This window comes from Oleiphilus sp. HI0128 (assembly GCF_001635365.1).
Map to the genome: position 1 here is coordinate 1 of NZ_LWGG01001395.1, position 1,165 is coordinate 1,165.

Here is a 1,165-nt window from a genome sequence, read left to right on the forward strand (position 1 = left end):
GACGCTAACGATCAACACATCATCAACATTGTTGACTGGCTTCTGCAATATGCTTTTGAGCAGCGCGCTAGCGATATTCACATTGAACCACGCCGGGAAATCTCACAAGTACGCTTTCGAATTGATGGTGTACTGCATAACGTCTATGAATTTCCCGCCAAAGTAGGCATCGCGGTTACCAGCCGCTTCAAGATTCTAGGTCGCCTCAATGTCGCCGAAAAAAGAAAACCACAAGATGGCCGAATAAAAACACGTAACAGCAATGAGAAGGAAATAGAGCTCCGTCTTTCAACCCTGCCTACCGCCTTTGGCGAAAAACTAGTAATGCGTGTTTTCGATCCGGAAGTCTTACAATGCTCATTCTCTGAGTTAGGCTTTTCTAGCGAAGATTTAAAACGCTGGAAGCAAATGACCGGTCAGCCAAATGGCATTATTCTCGTTACCGGCCCGACCGGTTCAGGAAAAACGACAACGCTCTATTCGACCTTGCGTGAACTCGCGACACCCGAAGTTAATGTCAGCACGATTGAAGATCCGATTGAAATGGTAGAACCTGCCTTCAATCAGATGCAGATCCAACAAAATATCGACCTGGATTTCGCCAGCGGCATTAAAGCCCTTATGCGACAAGACCCCGATATCATAATGATTGGTGAAATAAGAGACCTGGAAACAGCCGAGATGGCAATACAAGCTGCCCTGACAGGCCACCTGGTTATTTCGACACTGCATACTAATGACGCACCCAGCGCAATCACGCGATTAATGGAACTCGGCATCCCTCCATACCTAATAAAAGCAACGGTATTGGGCGTGATGGCCCAAAGGCTGGTTAGAACCCTTTGTACGTCCTGCAAGACACCTGTCGAGCTTGAAGAGGAAGACTGGAAAATGCTTACCAGACCTTGGAAAACACCTTTGCCTCAAAATGCGCAACAACCCGTCGGCTGCCAAGAATGTCGACAAACAGGCTATCGCGGTCGAGCAGGCGTTTATGAAATCATGCCCTTATCCGAAAGCTTAAAAGGGCACATACACGAAAGCGGTCAAGTAGCAGAGCTCAGAAAAGAAGCAATTAAAGAAGGGATGTATTCACTAAGGCTAAGCGGCGCAAATAAAATAGCAAATGGCTTAACAACCATTGATGAAGTGCTCAGAGTCACAC

General features: G+C 47.0%; 1 protein-coding gene. It reads left to right on the forward strand.

Translation table 11 applies throughout. The features are described 5' to 3' along the window. The coding region (locus A3763_RS22905; protein ID WP_068760590.1) for a GspE/PulE family protein at positions 1 to 1,165 on the forward strand (1,165 nt) is incomplete at both ends.